Source organism: Mesorhizobium sp. M2A.F.Ca.ET.042.01.1.1 (assembly GCF_003997405.1).
Classification (GTDB): domain Bacteria; phylum Pseudomonadota; class Alphaproteobacteria; order Rhizobiales; family Rhizobiaceae; genus Mesorhizobium.
This window is the reverse complement of the sequence record NZ_RZRX01000251.1, coordinates 1-9,194: the sequence shown is the minus strand read 5'-3', so window position 1 is coordinate 9,194 and position 9,194 is coordinate 1. Positions and strand designations below refer to the sequence as shown.

6 protein-coding genes, 1 tRNA gene and 1 pseudogene are annotated in these 9,194 nt (G+C 62.4%); 2 read left to right on the top strand and 6 right to left on the bottom strand.

Annotation, left to right across the window (positions count from 1 at the left end; genetic code table 11):
- Window positions 1-338, bottom strand: a pseudogene (locus EOA23_RS27890) (hypothetical protein); the annotation flags it as partial.
- Between the two features lie 333 nt (window positions 339-671).
- Between EOA23_RS27890 and EOA23_RS27885 the strand changes: the two are divergent.
- Window positions 672-747 (top strand) — tRNA-Thr (locus EOA23_RS27885).
- A gap of 100 nt (window positions 748-847) precedes the next feature.
- On the opposite strand, the gene EOA23_RS27880 is transcribed toward EOA23_RS27885, so the two are convergent.
- Together EOA23_RS27880 and EOA23_RS27875 are read right to left on the bottom strand one after the other, a co-directional pair.
- On the bottom strand, window positions 848-1,114 hold the full coding sequence (locus EOA23_RS27880) for a pyocin activator PrtN family protein (protein ID WP_127306514.1): 267 nt from the start codon (window positions 1,112-1,114) through the stop codon (window positions 848-850).
- A 2-nt stretch (window positions 1,115-1,116) separates the two neighbouring features.
- The gene (locus tag EOA23_RS27875) at window positions 1,117-1,398 is read right to left on the bottom strand and encodes a hypothetical protein (protein WP_127306513.1); all 282 of its coding nucleotides are present in this window, start codon (window positions 1,396-1,398) and stop codon (window positions 1,117-1,119) included.
- A 144-nt stretch (window positions 1,399-1,542) separates the two neighbouring features.
- Here EOA23_RS27875 and EOA23_RS36630 point away from each other — a divergent pair, with 144 nt between their 5' ends.
- Window positions 1,543-1,797, top strand: a complete 255-nt coding sequence (locus EOA23_RS36630) for a helix-turn-helix domain-containing protein (RefSeq protein ID WP_127306512.1) — start codon at window positions 1,543-1,545, stop codon at window positions 1,795-1,797.
- Between the two features lie 15 nt (window positions 1,798-1,812).
- Here the strand turns inward: EOA23_RS36630 and EOA23_RS27865 are convergent, their stop codons facing one another.
- The 3 genes from EOA23_RS27865 to EOA23_RS35835 all read right to left on the bottom strand — a co-directional run.
- Entirely contained in the window at window positions 1,813-8,427 is a 6,615-nt protein-coding gene (locus EOA23_RS27865; protein WP_127306511.1) for a hypothetical protein, read from the bottom strand.
- Between the two features lie 26 nt (window positions 8,428-8,453).
- Window positions 8,454-8,723, bottom strand: a complete 270-nt coding sequence (locus tag EOA23_RS27860; protein ID WP_127306510.1) for a hypothetical protein — start codon at window positions 8,721-8,723, stop codon at window positions 8,454-8,456.
- 41 nt (window positions 8,724-8,764) lie between these two features.
- A partial coding sequence (locus tag EOA23_RS35835) for a hypothetical protein (RefSeq protein WP_189341733.1) occupies window positions 8,765-9,194 on the bottom strand: 430 nt, incomplete at its 5' end.

Sequence of the window (9,194 nt, the reverse complement as noted above, 5' to 3'; positions counted from 1 at the left end):
GATTGCGACGGCGGCAGCGGCGCGTCGACCGAAGGCGCGGCCGAAACGGCCGGCGCCTCGACGCGGGGCGCCGGCGCGCCATTGCCGGCCGGCACGACATTTTCCGGCGGCAGCGTCACATCGGGGACGGCCGGCAGGAACTCGGATTCGATCTCGGTGATCTTGGCCTGCACCGCCTTGCGACGGCCGATGGCGGCCTCGACCGTGATGTTCGGATTGGCCTGGAGGACGCGGTCCAGCGCGGCAAAGGCCGATCGATAGACCTTCTCTCGGAACGCCCGGTCTTCGGCATTGCCTTTCTCGAAGGCATTGCGGATAGCTTTCTCGATGGGGTCCAAGCGAGCTCCCTCTGCGCGTTCGCTCACAGTTCCCTGATCGTTAGCCGCAGGCGGCCAATCGATCAACGGGCGAGCGGCTGCCTTGCCGGCGTATCCAATGCCATTTCGGGGTTTTTTGCTGGAGAATCAACATTTTTCGTCACGAACGCTCCGGGCGATGCAGCCGTGGAGCAGCCGGCTTGGACGCCACCGCGCGCCGCGGCCGCTGCCGTTGCGCGGTAACCGTAGATGGGAATTGCCGGCAAAGAGGCCGGAATTCGCCGCTGCCCATCTTGAATTAGCGAGCGGTTGAGTCTATCACGCAGCCCATTCTGGAAGCCTCACGCTTCCCGGGCCGCTTTAGCTCAGTTGGTAGAGCACATCATTCGTAATGATGGGGTCGCGTGTTCGAGTCACGCAAGCGGCACCAGTTCAATTCAGAAAACGCATTAAAATCAACCACTTGGCTAATCGCCATGATCATCAGTCCACCCTAAAGTCCACCCTTGCCGCGTCGCTGGGCTCCGCTGCTATCTGCGCCCATGCAGCTGGTCGTTCTCTTTCTTCGCGGCCTCGCGCCTCTTGTCGATCCAGGCGGCGAGGTCATCGAGGTGGACCCCTGTCGCCGCCTTCTGGCTCGGTTCGATCCTGACCACAGTCAGATCAATGTCGCCGCTGTTGACCTTCCGCATGAATTGCTGCGGCGTGAGGTGGCTGAAATAATCGCGGCAGACCTTCTCAACCGGAATGACCGCCGCGCCATCGTACTGCGCCATAAGCAGAAAGTCGGTTCTCATGTTCAGTTCAGCGCTCCAAGGCTGAGATTGGCAACCGCTCGGACCTTGCCGAAGTTCCGGTCCAAACCTTCAAGCGATCCGTCTAGCCACGCCTCTGCTTTGGCGCGCGCCGCTCGGTCACTGGAACCGGCAAGGATGGCCTCGGCCAGTTGATTGGCGCTGGCGCTTATGGCGTCAACCGCAGCTAGTTCGGCTTCGACGGTCATGCTTTCCGGTAGTGCATAGTTCCAGGAGCGCGCGAAGGCAACGGCAGCATCGAAGGCGGAAGCGAGAATGTCTTGCATGGTCGTGTCCCTTTGGCTGGTTCGTGTATGAATATCTTTTTTAGATAATCTGTTATCCGCAATGGTCAACCAACAAAAGGCGGTTGTCAAGCCATTTTGGATATCATATTATCTTTTTTAGATATCCCTGAGAGGAACGCGAGAATGATCAATGCAGAACAGATGCGCGCCGCCAGGGCACTGCTCGACTGGACCAGGGACACCCTTGCGGAAAAGTCTGGGGTGTCCGCGCCGACAATAAAGCTTATGGAGACGCGCGGCACAGAGCGGAGTGTAATAGCTACGGTGAATGCGGTTCAGATGGCGCTTGAGGATGCCGGCGTAGCATTCATACCGGAGAATGGCGGAGGCGCTGGGGTGCGCCGCAGGGAGCCGAGCCCGCCAAGGAACCATTCTTAGCGGGCTCACCCCCTATCAGTGTAATCGCCCCAGCGCGTATTCAAACGGCGAAACGTCCACGCCGTGCGCGCTCCTCCACCCGGCATCAACGGCACGGTTGATTTGCGTCGCCGGCAAGCCCGTAGCCAGGCCCGTCGCATTGATGACCGACTTGACGAACTGCTTTCGCACCACGCCCGTTTCGAGGAACTTCGCGATCTCCACCATCGGCGTTGCGATCTCTTTCGTGATCGCACCATATGAGCCGCCGCCGTCGAAGCCCTGGAGCGGGCTGGCGATATCGCGCACGCCTGGGATCGTCGCCATGACGGAAAAGCCGGTCTGCTTGGCGAGGAAGGCAAGCCAGCCCTCATCGTCCTCGCCGTCGCCGCCCGTGGGCAACTGACCCTTGATCGCCGCGCCTATCACCGCCTCCAGGGTGAACAGGAAAGCCATGTCCACGGTCCACGAAAGCGCCTCAGCCGCCGACCGGCCGGAAAGACCCTCCTCACCGATTAAACGCTTGGCCTTGCCCGTCCGCTCATAGGCGACGTTGAATTTGGCGAACATGTACGAGCCGAGCGCCGTGAACAGCCTCACAACGTCATTCTGGCGCGCGGTGCGCGAAACCGATCCGCGCTCGACCGCCGAGCGATCGGCGAACAGGCCCGACGCCTGGGCGCGCTTCACCAGATCGTCAGCATGCGCAATCGCCTTCGCTTCATCGTTGCCGTACTTCCGCAAGCCCTGCCGATAGCCGGCAAGCCATGTGGGAACGTCGGCGAGATACCATTGCGTTTTGGTCATCAGCCAGAACGCCATAGGCCCAAGGATTTCCGACTTGATCTCGCCCCAGCGCGTCGCGGCCGGGCCTATCTTGGGATCATTGTAGAAGTCGAAAATATCCTTGTTGAACGTGGTTTGCCTGGACGCCATGAACGGCGACTTGGCCGCGATGTCGCGGGCGGCGCTGATCGGGTTCTTGGCCGCTTGCATGATGCCTACGGCCATATCCTTCTTGCCGACAACGACCATCGACTGAGACAGGCCCACTACCTGGAGGGCAACCGTCGACAGGTTGAACGCCAGCTTGGCGGCGGTGAAGTTAGATTTCAGCAGGCGAGCCGAGCGGCCGACCAGATCGGCCGACTTCACCTCGCCTTCCGCGACATCCTTCAGCCAGATTTCCAGCGCGTCGAAATCCGCTTGCTTGCCGGCGTCCATGAAAGCGCCGCGCACGTCCTCGCTCTGGAGAATGCGCCATGCATTCGACACCGGCTCGCTAAGCTCCAGGTCATAGATCACCTGATTGACGTGACGGTGCAGCACCGACATATCAAGCTCGACATCGCGGCCCGAGGACTGCGCGCGTTCCTTGAGGTGGCCTTGCCGCGTCTGGGCCTTGCCGAAGCGGCCGGCCTGGATCGAGGCGGCGATGTCCTGGGCGGCGTCGTCGCGCGCCAAAGACGACAAGCGAGGATCATATTTGAGCGGGTAATAGCCGCCCTTCAACGTCTTGCCGCCGATCTCGACCGGCGACGCCTCGACCCATTGCGGTTCGACGCCCGTCGCTCGCCGCTCGCGCGCCGCGATATCGTCCTTGAACGATCCGACATAATCCCAGACCGATTGCACGAAATCGGCGTCGCGCGCGTCGAGCGCCTGGAGCACGGCGGCAATCTGGGGCTCCGTAAAGGATCCCCGAACGCTGGTATCAGTGAGCCGCGAGCGGTTGCCGTCGTTGCCCAGGTTGAGCGCGACCGCGATCCGCTCCCACTTCGAAAGCGAATAGCCAAGTTCCGGGATGAACTCGCGAACCGCCATGCGGCGGCGTTCCTCCTTGGTGTAGACGGAATAGAGCTTTTCCAGATCGACCGCGGCCTTTTCCTTCCGCACGATAAGCCGGTTCTGGGCTTCATCGATCGGCGTCTTGATGTTGCGGTACGCCGCGCCCTGATCCTCAAAACCGTCGATCTCGCGCAGGATCGTACCGGCGTTCAGCACCAGGTCAAAGAACTGGCGCACGCCATGGCGCAAGCTCTCGCCCTTGGTACGCACGCGAGCGGGCGGGCGCTTCTTCATGTTCTTGTCGAAGGCCGCAACAATGTCGGTCTTGACCGCATCCAACTCCCGCTGCTTTTGCGCATCGATCAGCTTGTTCCAGCGCGTCGCCAGATGCTCCAGGTTCTTCAAGCTATCGAGCACGCCGCGCAACTCCTCGACCGGCAAGGTCTTGTAGGGCCGGCGCGCGGCGTCCTTCAAAACGGCGTCGGGAATGGCAAGCTCGTTTTCGCGCCCCATGGCCGTCATCGCCGCGACGAAATTGTTCAGCGCGCCGCGCCGGTCCTCAGCGGCGGCGCTCAGCTTGCGGAAATCGTAGCGGTCAAGGATTTCATCGATCGCGCCCAGGTAATCGATCCGGGCATTCTCGCGCCGGCCAGCGCCCGCGATCCGTTCGCGCATCGCCTTCTTGCCGAGCTTGGCGACGTAGTTTTCGCCCTTCTCGACCTCAGCGCCGACCGCCTTCGCTTCCATGTAAAGCGCGTGATTGTAGAGTTGCGCGCGCTTGGTATCGATCAGCTTCGCGACCAGATCGTTATAGCCGAGCGATGTCGTCGTGCGCTCGCCGCCCTTGATCGTATAGGCGTTGCCCGACTTGCTGACAGCCTGCCGATCGGCAACGGTGAATGTCGATTGCGTCGTTTCGAACTTCGCATTGTGCGCCTCGATCGCCGCCGCGACGGCATCCGACGACGCCTTGCCCTTGGACGCGGCGCGCGCCTTGGTCTCAATGCGGCGACGTGCCGCATCGAGCCAAACCTTTTCCCGCGCCAGCATTGCGCCCAGGCGCGCCGCCTCTTCGCCGGCCTTGCGTTCTGCCGCGAGGAACCGGCTCGCGTTGGTCGCGTCGCGGACCCTCATGCGCGCCATGGTGAGCCGCGCCGTCGCGCGCGCGTCCTTTGCCGTCATGCCGACGCCGGTCCCCGCGACCTCGATCACGGCGTTCAGTTCGGCCGCGATCCATTGCGCGCGCTTGTCACTGTGGATCGCGTTGATCGCCTCAGCCTCGATAGAGCCGTCATTCAGCACGTCGCCGTGCCGCTCACGCATGACCTTATCCGTTTCGGCCTCGATCGCTTCCTTGCGCGACGGAGCCTTCTCGAGCGCCTGGATTAACTCGTCGCCACTGCCGAAGCCAAACCAGCCTGCCGCCTCGTCGGGGTCAAAGCCGCCGTCAACCGTGTAGATCGTTTGCATACCGCGCGGGAGTTTTTGCAGCACACCCTCACCATAGCGTTCGACAAGAATTTGCCTGGATAGGCGCATCTCGGGAACGCCTTCTGGCTTGCCGCCCTCGCCCAGCCAACGGCGATTGCCCATCCACTCCAGGGCGCGATAGTAGCGATAGGCATTTACGTCCCGCTCAACCTCCTCTCGAACCTTGGCGCGCTCCTCCTTAAACCACTTCTCTTGCGCTCGCTTCACCGGAGCCATAGCCTCACGCAACAGCCGCGCCTTGGCGTCATCCTCCGCCTGATCGCGCAGCTTGAGCAGCGACGCGAACTCGCCGGGCGTCAGGCCCATTTCCTCAGCCGTGGCGAAGACCGGCCCACGATCGCCGGCCTCCTGCTTGGCCTTGGCGATCTCATCGTCCGAGGCAATCATGCGGTCTAACACCTCGCGCAGATCGTCCGAGACGTTGACGTTGAGACCGGCCAGCCGGCGATAGACCGAGATCAGCCACGCGCGGAACTTCTCGAAAGCACCGCGGAGTTCGATCGAAGGCGCTTTGCCTTCCATCAGGTAGCTTTCGAAGCCCCTCGCCCACTGCTCTTGCATGCCGACATCAACGGCGGCGTCTTTCATCAGGTCGCCGGTCGTGCCGTTGGCGAGGACCGCGTTCACGTCTTCGGCCGTCACCGCGACATCGGGCATGACGCGCGCGCCATCTTTCGCCACGGCGGCGGCATTCTCGCCCCACCACGCCTTGACGCGTTCCATGTCGCCTGCCGCGTGCTCCTCGCCCTTGTCGGCCAGATCGCGCAGCACGGTCAGGAAGTAGTGCCCGCTTTCGTGCAGGAAGGTCGACAGGTCCGCGCCTTCAAACAGGCGAACGATCGTATCACCATTGCCGACGCCGCCGCCTGGGAACTGGATCGCGCCGCGATTGCCGCGCACATCGCCCGATTGCCCATACTGCTTGCCGGGCTCTGCCTGATCGGCCTCGATCGCCTCACGGATTTTCGCGTCGCTGTCATCGAGCGAGACGCCGAGGCCGTTCAGATACGCCTCAATCTGATCAAGCTGGGCGGCGTGATCGGCCGCAGCTGCGTCGACAGGAACGGCGTGATCCGCTTCGCCGCGCATTTCACGGCCGATCGCATCGAGCAGCGCTTTGCCGATGTTCGGCACTTCCCGGCCTTCCCGCACCGCGTTGCGGTATTCGGTCGCGACCGGATCGTTCGCCAGATAGCCGGCGTCAATCGCCGCCTGGGCGACATCATCGAGCCCGTGCTTTTTGCCGTCCGCCGTGGCGAACATGTCGCGCACGCCGGCCAGAGCGCCGCGCGCGATCTTGAGCGTCTTCTTGCCCTTGCGCTTGATCGTGGCGGCATCCATGGCCCGGATATCGCCGCCGACATCGTTGATCCCGCCATAGTCGGAAATGAACTCCAGGAGCGAAGGCCCCTTGTCGACCAGACCGGCAGAACGTTGGGCGCGGGCTTCCGCGAGCGTCCTATTCAACGCGTCAACGTCGCGGAACTGTATCCCGGTCGGAAGCTCGCCGCGCACCTGGGGCAGCGGATAAGCCTTCATGAAGTCTTCCAGCGTGCGGCCGGCGCGCTCCGCCATCACCCGGTAGAAAGCCGGGTAAAGCGTGGCCTCATTCGTCGCTACATCGGTCGACCGGCCGGCCTCGCGCAGCCTGGAGACCATCGTGTCATAGATCACCTGTTCATGTGACCGCGTGGCCTCCTCATGCATGCGCGCGTCTTCCGCCGCCGCCCAGGCTTCATCGAGCGCGTCTTGCACCCGTTCGTTGAATTGCTTCGCCTCGACCGCCGTAAACTCGTTGGGATCGAACCGCATGTTTTCCATAAGGAAAGCATCGTGCTCGGAACCGGCCATCTTGGCGGCATAGGTTGCGGTCGGGATTTTCAGATCGCCGCGCGCCGCAAGGGCAACGTCCAGGTCTTCACGCGACACGCCGTCAAGCTGATCGACAAGCTCATGAGGATCGACGCCGATCCCCTGGAAATAGGTCGTGAACTGATCGGCCGGGATATAGACATTTTCCACCGGCCCGTTCGCCGTCGCGGCCTCGACAAACTGGCGGAACGTGTCGGGCGAGCGATTGCGCAGCGCCGATGCCTGGGCGTTGGCGCTGATATCCGCGAGCTTCTGTTGCGTCTCCGGTGCTTTCTCAACCGCCGAACGCATGCGATGGAAGCGGCCCGGTAGCGCCGCCTCGAATGCCGCCTTGCCGGCCTCGACCAGCGCGCCGACGATGCCGCCAGAGGTGAAGTTGTCAATGACCTGATCGAAAACACTCTTGTCTGGCGCATAGAGGTTCTGGGCAATTGCGTTCTGCATGATTTGCTGAACAGCCTCTTGCCCGCCTTCAGCCGACGCCTGGAGACCAACCGACCGCAGAAACGATGCGATGCCGGCCTTGACCGGGGACGACAGAAGCCGCTCGACCGGGATTGCGTCCGTCATGCCCGGAAGGATGCCGTAGAGCGCTGCGATCGTCTGAGTATCCTCGTCCGCCCCAGCCTGCCGGGCGTTAGTCGCCGCCTCGCCAGCACCAAGAGCGCCGCCGTATGCCGCCGCTCCGTAGCCGCCAGTAAGCATGCCGACGCCGATGACAGTCAGCAGCGATCCCAGCCCTCCGCCTACTTGCCTCCCCAGGCTGTTTTCCATGCCGGGCGCGGCGGGCAGGATCGATTGGCCGAACTCCTGGGTTTTCTCGCCGCCACTCTGTAGCGCTTCCGACGCGACCTTGAGCGCAGGCGCGAACATTGGCCCCAGAGCTTCGATTGCATCGGCCGGCGTCATGTCGCCGCTGATCACGTCGGAAAGGATCGATTGCGCGAATTGAGGGTTGATGTCGCCTTGCGTCGCGATCCTGTTGCGGATAGCGGCGATTTCATCCGGCTTCATGTTTTGCGCTTGGCTGATCGCACTGGCGAGAGCGTTGCGCGGTGCCGGGTTTGCCGGCGTCAACAACTGCCCCGTGCCTTCCAGCGCCATGCCAGCGCCCGAGACAGCGCCGCCCGGAATGCCCTTAGGCACTTCTACGATGTTCTTTCCAAGCCGCTCCCACCACGACAGATTGGCAAGATCGTCCTTGGCAACGGTCGCGTTGTCAGGATTGCGCAGCCAGTCCGCCAGCTTGGGCGACTGAGACAGGATCGTTGCGTTCTTGCTCTCCTCGATCTTTTGCTGAAAGACGTTGCGATATTCCCGCACCATCGGCAGCGGCGGAACAGGGTTGCCCGTCACCTTGCCGAACTCGTTCGCAAGATGCATGTCGCCCGCCGCCTGATCGGGCTGTTCGTCTTGCGAACCTAGTACGATCTGGGCTGCGCCAGCGTTGTTCTGTTCTTGCTTGGCCTTCCAAGCATTGTAGTCCGCGATTGTGGGCAAGGGTCGATCTCCTTTGGAGCGTGTTTCTAGGGGTGAAGTGCGAGGCGATAGCCGCCGTTGCGGCCAAACCTGAGAACGGAAATCCCGATATCACTCAGCTGTGTGTTGAGAGCCCTGACCGCGCGCCCAAGAGCGAGATACATGCGCGTGGGAGACGGCCCGCCGTCAGGATCATCGGCGTACATGGCGTCAAACAGTCTTTCGGTGTTGACGGGCAGTCCCTTGCCTTTCCAGACCGCCACCAAGAGCGCGGCTTGAATGCCCCTGATCCCCTTTGAGGCAAGGAGATCGTCCAACTCGGGCACGGCCACAGCGGCCTTGCAGCAAGGGCACGATGTCATTTGTAGCCGCGCCTCTTGGCTTCCTTTATCGCGGCTCGAACAAGGCGAGGATCATTGCCGGCACCGTGACTTTCAAGGCTCGCGACGACACCGGGACTGATCAACTCAAGATCCCTGATGAACTGCCTGGCAACTCCAAGGTCAGCCTCAGTCACGCCCGAGGCTGTCAGTTCGGACATACTGGCGGTAAAGCCGGCTTCGATCTGTTCGGGCGACGGCGGAGTGAAGCTATCCGCGCTCTGGCGAACGATGGTGAATGCTTCCTCAATCGAAGCCGGGTCCGTGCCGGCCGCGCGGAAGTCCTCGCTCAGCGCTGCCGCTGCCGTCTTCAAGGCACCGGCCCGCTCAGCGTCACCCTCCTTCATCGCGTCGATCGTTGCTTGGTCCAAGCCGCCGCCAACAACGCGCTCGTAGTCAACGTCCATG

Coding starts and splice junctions, on each gene's coding strand:
- EOA23_RS36630 (WP_127306512.1), top strand. CDS start 1,543: ATGATCAATGCAGAACAGATGCGCGCCGCCAGGGCACTGCTCGACTGG.
- EOA23_RS27880 (WP_127306514.1), bottom strand. CDS start 1,114: ATGAGAACCGACTTTCTGCTTATGGCGCAGTACGATGGCGCGGCGGTC.
- EOA23_RS27875 (WP_127306513.1), bottom strand. CDS start 1,398: ATGCAAGACATTCTCGCTTCCGCCTTCGATGCTGCCGTTGCCTTCGCG.